This window comes from Kribbella capetownensis (assembly GCF_004331485.1).
GTDB lineage: Bacteria > Actinomycetota > Actinomycetes > Propionibacteriales > Kribbellaceae > Kribbella > Kribbella capetownensis.
Genome location: NZ_SJKD01000002.1, coordinates 517,305 through 529,828 on the forward strand (window position 1 = coordinate 517,305; position 12,524 = coordinate 529,828).

At 67.7% G+C, this 12,524-nt stretch carries 14 protein-coding genes; 7 read left to right on the forward strand and 7 right to left on the reverse strand.

What is annotated here, in order from left to right:
• Nucleotides 1-59: 59 nt before the first annotated feature.
• The 6 genes from E0H75_RS12775 to E0H75_RS12800 all read right to left on the reverse strand — a co-directional run bounded on the left by E0H75_RS12775 (nucleotide 60) and on the right by E0H75_RS12800 (nucleotide 4,822).
• On the reverse strand, nucleotides 60-1,031 hold the full coding sequence (locus tag E0H75_RS12775; protein ID WP_131513707.1) for an aldo/keto reductase: 972 nt from the start codon (nucleotides 1,029-1,031) through the stop codon (nucleotides 60-62).
• A 72-nt stretch (nucleotides 1,032-1,103) separates the two neighbouring features.
• Nucleotides 1,104-1,583: a MerR family transcriptional regulator gene (locus E0H75_RS12780; RefSeq protein WP_131513708.1), complete on the reverse strand. Its 480-nt coding sequence runs from the start codon at nucleotides 1,581-1,583 to the stop codon at nucleotides 1,104-1,106.
• Between the two features lie 59 nt (nucleotides 1,584-1,642).
• On the reverse strand, nucleotides 1,643-2,038 hold the full coding sequence (locus E0H75_RS12785) for a Fur family transcriptional regulator (RefSeq protein WP_131513709.1): 396 nt from the start codon (nucleotides 2,036-2,038) through the stop codon (nucleotides 1,643-1,645).
• Between the two features lie 50 nt (nucleotides 2,039-2,088).
• Nucleotides 2,089-3,093 carry a metal ABC transporter permease gene (locus tag E0H75_RS12790; RefSeq protein WP_131513710.1) on the reverse strand — a complete coding sequence of 335 codons (1,005 nt, stop codon included), beginning with the start codon at nucleotides 3,091-3,093 and terminating at the stop codon, nucleotides 2,089-2,091.
• A complete protein-coding gene (locus tag E0H75_RS12795; protein WP_238162985.1) occupies nucleotides 3,090-3,854 on the reverse strand; it encodes a metal ABC transporter ATP-binding protein in 765 nt (254 codons plus the stop codon). Before E0H75_RS12795 ends, E0H75_RS12790 begins: the two co-directional genes overlap by 4 nt.
• Entirely contained in the window at nucleotides 3,851-4,822 is a 972-nt protein-coding gene (locus E0H75_RS12800; RefSeq protein ID WP_131513712.1) for a metal ABC transporter substrate-binding protein, read from the reverse strand. Before E0H75_RS12800 ends, E0H75_RS12795 begins: the two co-directional genes overlap by 4 nt.
• 52 nt (nucleotides 4,823-4,874) lie before the next feature.
• On the opposite strand from E0H75_RS12800, the gene E0H75_RS12805 reads away from it, so the two are divergent.
• The gene (locus tag E0H75_RS12805) at nucleotides 4,875-6,173 is read left to right on the forward strand and encodes a YibE/F family protein (RefSeq protein ID WP_131513713.1); all 1,299 of its coding nucleotides are present in this window, start codon (nucleotides 4,875-4,877) and stop codon (nucleotides 6,171-6,173) included.
• A 111-nt stretch (nucleotides 6,174-6,284) separates the two neighbouring features.
• Nucleotides 6,285-7,436: a metabolite traffic protein EboE gene (gene eboE / locus E0H75_RS12810; protein ID WP_131513714.1), complete on the forward strand. Its 1,152-nt coding sequence runs from the start codon at nucleotides 6,285-6,287 to the stop codon at nucleotides 7,434-7,436.
• A gap of 28 nt (nucleotides 7,437-7,464) precedes the next feature.
• On the opposite strand, the gene E0H75_RS12815 is transcribed toward eboE, so the two are convergent.
• Complete coding sequence (locus E0H75_RS12815; RefSeq protein WP_131513715.1) at nucleotides 7,465-7,776, reverse strand: DUF6703 family protein; 312 nt, start codon at nucleotides 7,774-7,776, stop codon at nucleotides 7,465-7,467.
• A gap of 33 nt (nucleotides 7,777-7,809) precedes the next feature.
• Here E0H75_RS12815 and E0H75_RS12820 point away from each other — a divergent pair, with 33 nt between their 5' ends.
• From E0H75_RS12820 to E0H75_RS12840, 5 genes are all read left to right on the forward strand, one after another.
• Nucleotides 7,810-8,100 (forward strand): antibiotic biosynthesis monooxygenase family protein, encoded by a 291-nt coding sequence (locus E0H75_RS12820; protein ID WP_202872975.1) that lies wholly within the window; start codon nucleotides 7,810-7,812, stop codon nucleotides 8,098-8,100.
• Nucleotides 8,101-8,195: 95 nt separating this feature from the next.
• Nucleotides 8,196-9,581: a glycine--tRNA ligase gene (locus E0H75_RS12825; protein ID WP_131513717.1), complete on the forward strand. Its 1,386-nt coding sequence runs from the start codon at nucleotides 8,196-8,198 to the stop codon at nucleotides 9,579-9,581.
• Nucleotide 9,582: 1 nt separating this feature from the next.
• Nucleotides 9,583-10,275: a hypothetical protein gene (locus E0H75_RS12830; RefSeq protein WP_131513718.1), complete on the forward strand. Its 693-nt coding sequence runs from the start codon at nucleotides 9,583-9,585 to the stop codon at nucleotides 10,273-10,275.
• A gap of 3 nt (nucleotides 10,276-10,278) precedes the next feature.
• Nucleotides 10,279-11,400, forward strand: coding sequence for a tRNA dihydrouridine synthase DusB (dusB, locus tag E0H75_RS12835; RefSeq protein WP_131513719.1), 1,122 nt, complete (start codon nucleotides 10,279-10,281; stop codon nucleotides 11,398-11,400).
• A gap of 238 nt (nucleotides 11,401-11,638) precedes the next feature.
• Entirely contained in the window at nucleotides 11,639-12,502 is an 864-nt protein-coding gene (locus E0H75_RS12840; protein WP_131513720.1) for a helix-turn-helix domain-containing protein, read from the forward strand.
• The last annotated feature ends 22 nt before the right edge of the window (nucleotides 12,503-12,524 follow it).

Here is a 12,524-nt window from a genome sequence, read left to right on the forward strand (position 1 = left end):
GCAGAAAAGCCTCCCGCCGGAAGAAGATCCGGTACGGAAGGCTTACTGCGTACAGTTTATCAGTCCAGCGGTGCGGTCTTCCCGGCGACCCAGGCCATGTCCGGGTAGCGGGCGCCGGCCGGGGTCAGCCCGGACAGCGAGGCGAGGTCGTCCGCGGACAGCTTGAGGTCGACCGCGGCCCAGTTCTCCTCGAGGTAGCGGCGCCGCTTCGTTCCCGGGATCGGTACGACGTCGTTGCCCTGCGCAAGCACCCAGGCAAGCGCGACCTGTCCCGGCGTCGCGTCGTACCGGCCGGCGATCTCGCGGACCTGCTCCACCAGCGCCAGGTTCGTCTCCAGGTTCTCGTCGCTGAAGCGGGGGAGGGTACGCCGGAAGTCGTCGTCGGCGAGATCCGTCGGCAGCGCGCCGGTCAGCAGACCGCGGCCGAGCGGCGAGTACGGCACGAGCCCGATGCCGAGCTCGCGGCAAACCGGCAGCACCGACTCCTCGATGTCGCGGCTGAACAGCGACCACTCGGACTGCACCGCCGTGATCGGGTGGACGGCGTGCGCTCGCCGGATGGTGTCCGCGGACGACTCCGAGAGACCGAGGTACCGCACCTTCCCGGCCTCGACCAGCTCCGCCATCGCCCCGACCGTCTCCTCGATCGGTATGCCGGGGTCCGCGCGGTGCTGGTAGTACAGGTCGACGTGGTCGGTGCCGAGCCGGGTCAGCGACGCGTCGATCGCGGACCGCACGTACTGCGGCGACCCGTTGACGCTCCGGTCGCCGGCGAGCGAGTTGCCGACGATGCCGAACTTGGTCGCCAGGAACACCTCGTCCCGGCGGTCTGCGATCGCCCGGCCGACCAGCTCCTCGTTCGCGCCGAAGCCGTACAGGTCGGCGGTGTCGAGGAAGGTGATGCCGAGGTCGAGGGCGCGGTGCAGGGTCGCGATCGACTCGGTGTCGTCGGTCGAGCCGTACGCGAAGCTCATTCCCATGCAGCCCAGTCCCAACCGGCTGACTTCGGCTCCGCTGCTTCCCAGTTTCATCTCTGCTCCTGATTTGGCATGGCTTCGCCCACCGACGGACCGCAGCGGTCCGCCGGTCCGGCGAAACGTGATTTACGAGGGGACGATGCCGCCGTACACGGAGATCTTGTAGTCGGTCACCGCCAGTGCGAGCTGCAGATCGCGCAGCTGCTGCTGGATCCGGGCCCGGTGCTCCTCCATCAGGGCGAGCCGCTGTGGTTCGGTGTGCTCGCCCTGCTCGACCAGGTCCACGTAGTGGCTGACCGTGCCGATCGGCATCCCGGACACGCGCAGCCTGGTGATGACCACGATCCGGGCCAGCGCCCTGCGGTCATAACTACGGTAGCCGGTGTCGTCGCGCTCCACGCGGACGAGACCGATCCGTTCGTAATACCGCAGCGTGTGCGCGGTGAGCCCAGTGACGTCCGCGGCCTCGGCGATGGTCATCCGCTCGGGCAGGTCGTCCGGCAGATCGAGCAGGCAGAGCAGGTCGGCGTCGATCGGCTCCGGGTCGCCGTGGAAGGCGGCGATCGCCTGCCAGCGTTCCTGTGCGGTCAGCTCGGTCGTGGTCATGTCTTCGACCGTACGCCTTAGAGTGCGCTCAAAGGCAAAGGTGACCTGGGTCACACTTGTCAGGCAGGCTGCTGGCAGTCCTGGCAGGTGCCGAAGATCTCCAGCGTGTGGCTGATGTCGGCGAAGCCGTGCTCGGCAGCGACCTTGTCGGCCCAGCGCTCGACCGCCGGCCCCTCGACCTCGACGGTGCGGCCGCAGTTGCGGCAGACCAGGTGGTGGTGATGGCCCTTGGAGCAGCGTCGGTACGCCGTTTCGCCGTCGGCGGTCCGGAGTACGTCGACCTCGCGTGAGTCGGCCAGTGCCTGGAGGGTCCGGTAGACGGTGGTCAGGCCGACGGCCTCACCGGAGGACCGGAGCTCCTGGTGAATCTCCTGGGCGGTCCGGAAGTCGTCGAGATTCTCCAGCGCCGACGCTACCGCCGCGCGCTGACGGGTCGAGCGTGTTCCGATGGCCACCGTTCCTCCTGTTCTCTGGTCCACGTCAATTCTCGCAGAAGTCGGCAACCCTAGTGCTCATCCCAATGGTCACCGTGCGCAGCATGCAGGTGACCGTCGTGGACGTAGTCGACATGGTCGTCGTGCTCCACCTTGGTGTGGCCGCACTGCGGATTGTGCGCATGGGGGTGCCCGGCACTGACAACATGTGGCTCTGGCACCGGTACACCGACCTCCGGCTCCGCGTCGGCCAGCGGCGCGACCCGGCCCTGCCGCCGACGGATCAGCGTCCCGGCCGTAGCCGCCACCACGAACCCGGCCAGGGCCAGTACGACGATGGTGGCGCCCGGAGCGACGTTCGCGTTGTACGACGTGACGATGCCGGCCAGACACGCGACGACACCGATGATGCACGCCGTGACGAACGTACTGCGGAACGACCGGGTGATCTGCTGTGCTGTCGCCACCGGGACGACCATGAGTGCACTCACCAGCAGCAGGCCGACAGTCCGCATCGCGACGGTCACCGTGACGGCAGCCATCACTGCGATGAGGAGGTTGAGCAGTTGGACCCGCAGCCCGGTCACCCGGGCGAACTCCTCGTCCTGGCACACCGCGAACAACTGCGGTCCTAGCCCGATCGCCACCACCAGGACGGTCACGGCCAGTCCGACGACGACGTACAGGTCGCTGGACGAGACTGTGGTCAGCGAGCCGAACAGATAGGTGTTCAGCGTGGCCGCACCTTGGCCGGCGAGGCCGATCAGCAGTACGCCGCCTGCGATGCCGCCATAGAAGAGGAGTGCAAGGGCAACGTCGCCACTGGCCTTGCCGCGGGCCCGGACGAGTTCGATCGCTGTGGCGCCCGCGATCGAGACGATGACCGCTGTGAAGACCGGGGCGGTGCCGGTGAGCAGGCCGAGGGCCACACCGGTGATCGCGATGTGTCCGATGCCGTCGCCCATCAGCGACAGCCGCCGCTGCACCAGGTAGGTGCCGATGGCGGGCGCGGACAGTCCGGTGAGCAGCCCGGCAATCAGCGCCCGCTGCATGAACTCCAGCTGGAACATGGTCATGAGGTCAGCCACCCTGGTTCGTCGCCACCGTGTGAGTGGTGGACGTGGGCGTGGGTCTGGGAGGCGTGCGGCGGACCGTCGTACACGATCCGGCCGCGACGCAGGACGACGGACCGGTCGATCAGCGCGTCCATCGGGCCGAGGTCGTGGCTCACCATCACCACCGTGGTGCCGCGCGCGACCCGGTCCCGGATCGCGTCGGCGAAGATCTGCTGGCTGGCCAGGTCCACTCCGGCCGTCGGCTCGTCCAGGACGAGCAGCTCCGGGTCGGACACCAACGCTCGCGCGATCAGGACTCGCTGCTGCTGCCCACCGGACAGCTCAGCCACGGCGTCCTTGCGCCGGTCGGCCATGTCGACGATCTGCAGCGCGTCCTCGACAGCTCGCTTGCCGGACGCATGCATCGGGGTGAACAGCCGCCGCTGCGACAGCAGTCCGGACGACACCACTTCGTACACAGTCGCAGGTACGCCGCCTGCCGCAGTGATGCGCTGCGGGACGTACCCGATGCGCTTCCACTGCCTGAAGCGGGGGACCGGCGTACCGAACAGGCGGACCTGGCCGCGGGCCGCGGGCAGCAGACCGACGACGGTGCGGATGAGGGTGGACTTGCCGGAGCCGTTGGTGCCGAGGACGGCGACCACCGCGCCCTGGCGGACCTGTAGGTCGACGCCGCGCAGGATCAGCCGGCCACCCAGTTCGACCGAGAGATCGGCGACCTGGACGGCCGGCGCAGCGGAGTCCGGTGGTTGTGATGTCACGCGCAGCTGTTCGCCTTCCGGAGCTCCTGCAGGTTCTCCCGCATCAGGGTCAGGTACGTCTCCTGCGAGTTCGCGTCGGACAGGCCCTCGATCGGGCTCAGTACGGCGGTCTGCACGCCGACGTCACGGGCGATCGTCTCGGCCACCTTCGGGCTGACCAGTTCCTCGTAGAAGATCGTGGTCACCTTCTGGGCCTTCACGATGTCCTGGACCTCCTTGATCCGGGCCGGGGTCGGCTCGGCGTCCGGGGTGAACCCGGCGATGCCGACCATCGTCAGACCGTATCGCTTCGCGAGGTAGGCGAACGCCTCGTGGCTGGTCACGAAGGTCTTGAGCCGGCAGTCGGCCAGGCCGGTCTTGTAGTCGGTGTCGAGCTCGCCGATGTCGGCGAGCAGGGCCTTGGACCGTTCCTGGTAGCCCGCCGCGTTCGCGCTGTCGGTGGCGACCAGCTTGTCGGTGACCGCCTTGACGACATCGGCGTACCGGACCGGGTCCAGCCAGAAGTGCGGATCCAGCGCCTCGTCGGTGTAGGCGGCGGGGTGGGTGGTTCCACCCGGCGTGGCCGCGCCCTGGGTCTCGTCGTGCTCCTCGAAGTCCGCGCCGGTCGCCTCCAGGTGGGCCGCCGGGACGACGTCGAAGCCGGCGTCCTCGGCGTTCTGCTCGACCGCCTCGTCGACGGCCGGCTGCAGGTTCTTCTCGTAGACGACGAGCTTCGCGGTCGCGATCGTGCCGACCTGCTTGGGGGTGAGTTCGAGGTCGTGCGGCTCGACGCCGGGCGCGGTCAGTGTGGTCACGTGCACCGCATCGCCCCCCACTGTCCGGGCGATGAACTCGAGCGGGTAGAACGATGTTACGACGTCGAGCTTGCCGCCAGCAGAGCCGCTGGCGGACGAGCCGCCGCAGCCGGCCAGAGTGACGGCAGCCAAGGCGGTGGCGCCGGCGAAGACAGCACGAAGACCAGATCTCATGACAATCATTTTCATTTAGTTGGAACTGATTGTCAAAACAGGGAGTTCATCCATGGCCAGTCGCACCGTTGGACGCCGCCGTGCCGACCGTCGTCCCAACCGGCCCCGGACGATCGATATTCAGCAGGGTCACGGGCATGGACACGGGCACGGCCACAGCGATCACGTGGTCGATACCTCGGTGGTCGACGCGGATGCGATCGTCGCCCGCCGTGTCCGCATCGTGGTCGCGGCGGTTCTCGCGCCGCTGCTCGCGGCCGCGGTGATCGCCATGATCGTGATGTGGCCCGGTGGTGGCGTGAAGGTCGCGTCGTACCAGACCGACTCGGCCCGGGGTGAGGTCACCGCGCTGACGCCGTGCGCCGAGCAGAAGGATCAGTGCGACGAGGCCACGGTGAAGCTGACCAGCGGGCCGGACGAGGGCAAGTCGGTGGCGGTCCAGGTGCCGAAGGCCGGCCAGGCTCCGGTGAAGATCGAGGTCGGGCAGTCCCTGATGCTCGGCATTCAGAAGGGTGCTCCGCTCGAGCAGCGCTACCAGTACGTCGACCACGACCGGACGACGCCGTTGCTCTGGCTGGTGGCGATCTTCGCAGTCGCCGTGGTGGCGCTGTCGAGATGGCGGGGCTTCGCGGCCCTGATCGCGCTGGCGGTCACCGCGGTGACACTTACCCAGTTCATCCTGCCCGCGATCCTGAAGGGCTCGAATCCACTGCTGGTCGCGGTCGTCGGCGGGGCCGTGATCATGGCGATCGCGCTGTTCCTCACCCACGGGATCAACGCCGAGAGTTCGATCGCCTTGTCCGGGACGATCGCCGCGTTGGGTCTGACCGTGGTGCTCGGCTGGTTCTTCACCAAGTTCTGCCAATTGAGTGGACTGGCGTCGGAGGGCGCGTCTGGGGTGCAGGCACTCGTGCCCGGCGTGGACCTGAAGGGTTTGCTCGTGGCCGGCATCGTCATCGGAGCGCTCGGCGTACTCGACGATGTGACCGTCACGCAGGCCGCGGCCGTCTGGGAACTGTCCGCTGCGAACCCGACCGCGACCCGGCGTGAGTTGGTCGGTGCGGGCCTGCGGATCGGACGTGCGCACGTCGCGTCGGTCGTCAACACTCTCGTGCTCGCGTACGCCGGTGCGGCCTTGCCGGTGCTGATGACGTTCGCGATCCAGGGTGTTCCCGGCCGGTATGTGATCTCCACCGAGATGGTGGCGATGGAGATCGTCCGCGGGCTGGTCGGCAGCCTCGGCATCATCGCCGCGGTCCCGCTCACGACGGCTCTGGCTGCGATGGCGGTGGCTGACCGTTCGCGCGACCTGATCTCGACCGAACCCGAGCACCTTCACGAACCGGTATAGCTGCGCACCATCCTCTTCCCTCCGGAGCACGAGGCTCCTAGAGTGCTGAATAGGTCACGGAGAGTCCGTCTGCAAATACTTTCCGTGGCTGCATCGGGGTGAGGAGTGCTGATGAGATTTCGGCATCGGGACGGTTCGGCCGTCCACCTGGGGTACTGCGCGAACGTCCATCCGGCCGGCGATCTGGACGGCGCGATCGCCGGTCTCGACGGCTGCGCGTCGTTGGTTCGCAAGGAGTTGGACGTCCCGGTGCTCGGCGTCGGCCTGTGGTTCCCGAGCACGCTGGCCGACCGGTTGGCGAACTCGCCGGCCGCGCTGAACAGGCTGCGCCGCGCGCTCGGTCGCAACCAGCTCGAAGTCGTCACGCTGAATGGGATCCCGCACAGCTTCTTCACCGAGGAGATCGTCGGTACCAGGGTGTACTGCCCGGACTGGACCGACCCCGAGCGGCTCCGCTACACCCTCGATCTGGTCGACGTCCTGGCCGAGTTGCTGCCGGACGATGCGGCGTACGGCTCGATCTCGACGCTGCCGCTCGCCTGGCGGGTGCCGTGGTCGAAGGCCCGGAACGCCGCGGCACAGGAGGCATTCGACCAGGTCGAGCGGCATCTCGCCCGGACCGAGGCGCGCACGGGCCGCCGGATCCGGATCGCCGTCGAACCCGAACCGGGCTGCGTGCTGGAGATGCTCGGACAGGCCACCGCCTGGCTCAGCCGCTACGCCAGCCCGTACGCCGGGGGATCGGCGATCGGACTCGGATTCGACACCTGCCATCTGGCGGTGCAGTTCGAGGAACCCGATCGTGGGTTCGAAATGCTCTGGCGAGCAGGCATTGATGTGGTGAAGGCGCAGCTGTCCGCGGCGCCGCAGCTCGCGGATCCGTCCGACTACTCGGGGCGCCGAGCGCTCGCGAAACTGGGTGATCCGAAGTACCTGCGTCAGGTCCGGGAGTGGTGCGGTCCGGGTGTTGACGACGTGGATCTGGCCTACCAGTTGTCGGGCCATGCGGCCTGGCGGATGCATGCGCATGTCCCTGTGCACAAGGCGTTACCGCCTCCGCTCACTGGCACGAACGGCGTACTCGACGACTGCTTGAACCGCCTCGTTGGTGGTGGTCACCCGTTGACGCACCACCTGGAGTCGGAGGTCTACACGTGGCCGCATATGCCACGGACGCAGGAGAAACTGGCCGAACGCATCGCCGGAGAACTCTGTTGCCTCCGCAAACACCTGCTGGGCTTGGGACTTGAGGCATCAGGCTGACTCGATGCCCAGGGCAACAGTCTCGGGCTCAGCTGCTGGCGATCTTGGAGACCGCGAAGAGCAGGATGATCAGGATCGAGAACACGCGCAGGAACCGCGGACCGGTGCCGACCGCGGGCCAGGAAAGGAACCCGAGCCAGGCCAGCAGCAGCGCGAGCAGGATCAGCGCCGGTACGGCGATCGCCACCGGAGCGAAGACTCCGGCCAGGGCCAGCACCAGCGTGATGGCGGGGAGGGTGAGGGTGGGCATCCCGTGCAGCTTCGCCACGTACGGGTAACTGAACTTCGTGATCCGCTGCCGGAGCGGACTCGCCGGCTGACCACCGCTGGGGGAACTCATCTCCCCATTGTTCCAGGTCTTATGGTGGTGCCTGTGTTCGTGGTGATCAGGTTCCGGGTGGAACCAGGGGAGCAGCCGGGGTTTTTCGAGCGGCTACGGGGTGCGGTCGAGGTGCTGGGGAAGCAGAAGGGGTTCGTCGCCGCCCGGGCCGGGCGGAACGCGGACGACCCGGAACTGCTCGCCTTGACGATGGAATGGGAGAACATCGGCAGTTACCGTCGCGCACTGTCGCCGTACGAGGTGAAAGTGGCCGCCGTCCCGCTGCTGTCGCTGGCGATCGACGAGCCCACCGCGTACGACGACGTACCCGAGTTCCTGCCGTAGCAGCGGTCGTTCGGCCGGATGCGACGGTGGCCACCCTGGACCGATAGCCTGGACCCTTCGTACCGCAACCTGTGCCCGTTATCTGGAGTCGAAAAGTGCCCGTGGAAACCGTCGATGCCGTCGTCAGCCTCAGCAAGCGGAGAGGCTTCGTGTACCCGTGCGGCGAGATCTACGGCGGAACCAAGTCGGCCTGGGACTACGGGCCGCTGGGTGTGGAGCTGAAGAACAACGTCCGGACCCAGTGGTGGCGGGCAATGGTGACGAGTCGTGACGACATCGTCGGCCTGGACTCGTCGGTGATCCTGCCGACCAAGGTCTGGGAGGCGTCCGGGCACCTGTCGGAGTTCGTCGACCCGCTGACCGAGTGCCAGTCCTGCCACAAGCGGTTCCGCGACGACCACCTGCGCGAGGACTACGCCCGGCGCAAGAACAAGGACGCCGACGACGTCAAGCTGGCTGAGATCGCCTGCCCGAACTGCGGCAACAAGGGCACCTTCACCGAGCCGCGGATGTTCAACGGCCTGCTGAAGACCTACCTCGGCCCGGTCGAGTCCGAGGAGGGGCTGCACTACCTGCGGCCGGAGACCGCGCAGGGCATCTTCATCAACTTCGCGAACGTGATGGGCACCGCCCGGAAGAAGCCGCCGTTCGGCATCGCCCAGGTCGGCAAGAGCTTCCGCAACGAGATCACCCCGGGCAACTTCATCTTCCGGACCCGCGAGTTCGAGCAGATGGAGATGGAGTTCTTCGTCGTCCCGGGCTCGGACGAGGAGTGGCACGAGTACTGGCTGAAGACCCGCTGGGACTGGTACGTCGGACTCGGGCTGAACCCGGACAACATGCGGTTCTACGAACACCCGCAGGAGAAGCTGAGCCACTACTCGAAGCGCACCGTCGACATCGAGTACAAGTTCAACTTCGGCGGCAAGGAGTTCGACGAGCTCGAGGGCATCGCGAACCGGACCGACTTCGACCTGTCCACGCACTCCAAGCACTCCGGTGCGGACCTGTCGTACTTCGACCAGGAGAAGGGTGAGCGCTGGACGCCGTACGTGATCGAGCCGGCGGCCGGCCTGACCCGCAACGTGCTCGCGTTCCTCTTGGACGCCTACACCGACGACGAGGCGCCGAACGCGAAGGGTGGCGTGGACAAGCGCACGGTGCTGCGGTTCGACCCGCGGCTGGCCCCGGTGAAGGCCGCCGTACTGCCCCTGTCGCGCAACGCAGACCTGTCGCCGAAGGCTCGCGATCTGGCCGCCGAGTTGCGGCGGAACTGGAACGTCGACTTCGACGACGCCGGGGCGATCGGCCGCCGCTACCGCCGGCAGGACGAGATCGGTACGCCGTACTGCATCACCGTCGACTTCGACACCCTCGACGACCAGGCCGTGACGATCCGGGAGCGCGACTCGATGAAACAGGAACGGGTGGCCCTCACCGAGGTCACCGGCTACCTCGCCCAGCACCTGGTCGGCTGCTGACATGGCGGCTCGGCGGTTCCTCGGTCGTGGACACCTGCGCTTCGGCCTGACGGTCTTCGGGCTGTCCGCGGTGATGGTGTTCGTGCTGGCAGCATGTTCGGACTCCAAGCCGCAGGCGGGCGACGACAGCCCCGCTCCGTCGACGCCTCCGGCGAGCTCGAACTCGCCGATCCCGACCGCGTCCACGCCGGCGCTGACGCCGCTGCCGACACCGTCGAAGCCGTGGCCGACGCCGAAGGTGACCGGCGAGCCGGCAAGCGACGCAGCCCTGGCCGACCGGATCCGGTTCGCGATCGCCAAGCAGGCGCAGATCGCGGCCGGCAAGGCCGCCACCACGACGGTGAAGTGCCCGGGCATCGAGGACGTGGAGAAGCCTGGCAATCACTCGTTGACGTGCACAGTCACGTACGGCGGGAAGCCGTACAGCGGGACGCTGACGGTCGACGCGAAGCAGTACTCCGCGTCGTACAAGTTCACCTCCGACTCGGTCGCGATCGTGAAGGCCAAGGTCGTGGACGCGGTGCTGCGTACGGCGCCCGATGCGGCCAAGGTGACCTGCACGATGGCTGATGTTGCCGTGGTCAAGCATTCCGGCGAGCCGATCGCGTGCGGCGTCACCACGATGTCGAACGCGGTCGATCCGTACAAGGCGCAGATCTCCGGCAACGGCCAGGTGCTGGTGGCGAAGGCCTGAACCATGCTGCGACTGGGCAACCTCACGATCGACACACCCGTGGTGCTGGCGCCGATGGCCGGCATCACCAATGCGGCGTACCGACGACTGTGCGCGGAGCAGGGCGCGGGGCTGTACGTGTGCGAGATGATCACGTCGCGCGGGATCGTCGAGGGTGACCAGAAATCGCTCGACATGCTCACGTTCGACGAGCGTGAGACGGTCCGCTCGGTGCAGTTGTACGGCGTCGATCCGACGTACATCGGTCGTGCCGTGCAGGTGTTGTGCGACCAGTACGGCGTCGCGCACATCGACCTGAACTTCGGCTGCCCGGTCCCGAAGGTGACCCGCAAGGGCGGTGGCGCCGCGCTGCCGTGGAAGCGCAACCTGCTCGGCGCGATCCTGCGCTCGGCGGTCCACGCCGCGACGCCGTACGGCGTGCCGGTCACGATGAAGACCCGGATCGGCATCGACACCGACCATCAGACGTACCTCGACGCGGGCCGGATCGCCGAGGAGTCGGGAGCTGCGGCGATCGGGTTGCATGGGCGTACGGCGGCGCAGGCGTACTCCGGTCAGGCCGACTGGTCCGCGATCGCCTCGCTGGTGGACCACGTGAGTATCCCTGTGCTCGGGAACGGTGACATCTGGGAGGCCGGCGACGCTCTGCGAATGGTCGCGGAGACTGGGTGCGCTGGGGTCATCGTTGGGCGTGGATGCCTGGGCCGGCCGTGGCTGTTCCGGGACCTCGCGGTTGCGTTCTCCGGTGGGGAGGCGTTGAACCTGCCGACCCTCGGTGAGGTCGCTGTCGTGATGCGCCGGCATGGTGAGCTGCTGGCTGACCTGATGGGGGAGCCGCGCGGTCTGCGAGACTTCCGCAAGCACGTCCCGTGGTATCTCAAGGGCTTCCCGGCCGGCGGCGAACTCCGCGCGGCGCTTGGGATGGTTGAATCGTTGGCGCAGCTGGACGAGTTGCTGTCCCAGCTGGACCCGGCGGTTCCCTTCCCGGTTGCCGAACTGGGCGCGCCCCGAGGTCGTCAAGGCAGTCCTCGCGACCACATCGTCCTCCCACACGGCTGGCTCGACGACACCGACGGCCTAACCGCCGACCTAGCCGAAGCCGAACTAGGCGTCTCCGGCGGCTGACAGAGGAAACCGCCTCCGGCCCCGGCTGCTCCGGGCGTGGCCGGTGCTGCACACGGTTGTCGCAGACGCATGTAGTCGCCGCGTGGTTCGGAGTGGTAGGCCGGCCTCGCGCCAGTGGTTGTTTAGGGGTAGTGGAGCCATCCGTTCTTGGGTGATTGAGTCGAGGTCAGGCGGGGCCTGAGTATGCACGCAGGTCGAAGGGCTTGACGGCGGTGTGGTTGGCCGGTTCAGTGCCAAGATGGCGGTTGTGGAGTCGTACGTTGAGCGGCCGCCGTTGCCTGGGTTGGCGGGTGTGGTGCGGACGGTTTGGATTCAGCGGACCGGCGAGGCGGCGTACGTGCAGCGGCATTTGCCTACCGGTGGCGTGGAGATTCACTTTCCGATCGGTGGGCGTCCGCAGTTGGTGGGGCCGTTGACCGGGCCTGAGGTCGAGGTCATTCCGGCGCACACCACGATCGTGGGGGTGCGGTTCCACCCGGGCACGGCGCCGCCCTTGCCGACGGTGCTCGACGATTTGGTGGATCAGCGTGTCGGCCTGGCGGACTTGTGGGGAAGTCTCGAGGACCGGCTTGTCGAAGCGATGGCTCGGGCGGGGACAGCCGAGCGAGCCTTGATGTTCTTGCAGACCCACCTGCTGCAGGAGTTTCGTACTGCGGTGCGCGTGGATCCGCTGGTGGGCGAAGCCGTGCAGGCGCTGATGCCGTGGCGGCCGCTCAACATCGACACGCTGGCCAACCATCTGGCGCTGTCGGCGAGCCAACTGCGTCGCCGCTGCCTGCATGCGGTGGGGATGAGCCCCAAGGTGCTCCAGCGGACCTTGCGGTTCCAGGGGTTTCTCGCGCTGGCGCAGGCCGGCGCCACGCCCACGGGTCGGCGTGGTGCGGACGGTACGGCGGGACTTGCGATCGACGCGGGGTACGCCGACCAGGCGCACCTCAGCCGGGAATGCCTCCGGCTGACCGGCCTCACCCCGCGCCAACTCCTCGGCCTCAACCCGAGCCAGCTTCTCGGCGGCACCGTCGATCGGTGCATGTGCGGCCACGACCACTCCGCGTCGTACAAGCCGTTCCTCGCCACCCGGAGGCAGCCGCTCCGGGTCTGACCCGTGCGCGATTCGTTCAAGA

Excerpts from the sequence above, each read along its gene's own strand:
- E0H75_RS12840 (WP_131513720.1), top strand. The coding sequence starts at position 11,639 with ATGGCGGTTGTGGAGTCGTACGTTGAGCGGCCGCCGTTGCCTGGGTTG.
- E0H75_RS12800 (WP_131513712.1), bottom strand. The coding sequence starts at position 4,822 with ATGAGATCTGGTCTTCGTGCTGTCTTCGCCGGCGCCACCGCCTTGGCT.
- E0H75_RS12830 (WP_131513718.1), top strand. The coding sequence starts at position 9,583 with ATGGCGGCTCGGCGGTTCCTCGGTCGTGGACACCTGCGCTTCGGCCTG.
- E0H75_RS12805 (WP_131513713.1), top strand. The coding sequence starts at position 4,875 with ATGGCCAGTCGCACCGTTGGACGCCGCCGTGCCGACCGTCGTCCCAAC.
- E0H75_RS12780 (WP_131513708.1), bottom strand. The coding sequence starts at position 1,583 with ATGACCACGACCGAGCTGACCGCACAGGAACGCTGGCAGGCGATCGCC.
- E0H75_RS12790 (WP_131513710.1), bottom strand. The coding sequence starts at position 3,093 with ATGACCATGTTCCAGCTGGAGTTCATGCAGCGGGCGCTGATTGCCGGG.
- E0H75_RS12815 (WP_131513715.1), bottom strand. The coding sequence starts at position 7,776 with ATGAGTTCCCCCAGCGGTGGTCAGCCGGCGAGTCCGCTCCGGCAGCGG.
- dusB (WP_131513719.1), top strand. The coding sequence starts at position 10,279 with ATGCTGCGACTGGGCAACCTCACGATCGACACACCCGTGGTGCTGGCG.
- eboE (WP_131513714.1), top strand. The coding sequence starts at position 6,285 with ATGAGATTTCGGCATCGGGACGGTTCGGCCGTCCACCTGGGGTACTGC.
- E0H75_RS12775 (WP_131513707.1), bottom strand. The coding sequence starts at position 1,031 with ATGAAACTGGGAAGCAGCGGAGCCGAAGTCAGCCGGTTGGGACTGGGC.